The organism is Bradyrhizobium sp. Leo170 (assembly GCF_004296405.1).
Classification (GTDB): domain Bacteria; phylum Pseudomonadota; class Alphaproteobacteria; order Rhizobiales; family Xanthobacteraceae; genus Bradyrhizobium.
Genome location: NZ_PSRR01000832.1, coordinates 1 through 633 on the forward strand (window position 1 = coordinate 1; position 633 = coordinate 633).

General features: G+C 63.3%; 2 protein-coding genes. Both read left to right on the forward strand.

Annotated elements, in window-relative coordinates; all coding sequences use genetic code 11:
- A partial coding sequence (gene tnpB, locus CWO89_RS44970; protein ID WP_130584470.1) for an IS66 family insertion sequence element accessory protein TnpB occupies positions 1-230 on the forward strand: 230 nt, incomplete at its 5' end.
- A 69-nt stretch (positions 231-299) separates the two neighbouring features.
- Positions 300-633: IS66 family transposase (locus tag CWO89_RS44975; RefSeq protein WP_207234729.1), on the forward strand; the 334-nt coding region annotated here is incomplete at its 3' end.

Sequence of the window (633 nt, forward strand, 5' to 3'; positions counted from 1 at the left end):
CAGCCTTCGTGTTCCGATCGAAACGAGCGGACCGGATCAAGATTTTGGTCTGGGATCGAACGGGCCTGGTATTGGTGCACAAGCGCCTCGAAGGCTGCAAGTTCGTTTGGCCAACGATCGCGGACGGCGTGATGCGCATGTCGCCGGCGATGTTCGCGGCCTTGTTCGAGGGCCTGGATTGGAGGTTGGTCCGCCCGGAGGAAGCGCGGCGCCCGCAGGCGGCGGGATAACTGCGGCAGAGTGACTCGAAAGCTATTTTGAACGTGGCGCGCGCGGCGGCGATGTGCTCGAAATAGCGCATGAGCATCGCGGCGCTGCGCGACGAAAACGAACGCTTGAAGGCGCTTTTGGCGCAAACGCAGACGGCCTTGAGTGAGCATCAGGGGGCACTGGCGGCGTCGGAGGAAGCACGGCGTCGGCTGGAGGTCATTCTCGGCGAATTGCGCCGCGACAAGTTCGGTGCGAAGTCCGAGAAGCTGCGACCAGATCAGTATCATTTGCCGCTCGAAGACGTGGAGATCGCGCAAGGCGTCCTGGACGCTGCGCAGGAGAAGGCGGCCGCGATCATCCAGGGCCGGTCGCGCGGCGGATCGGATCAAGCTCGTCATCGCAATCGGGGCTGCTTGCCTTCTC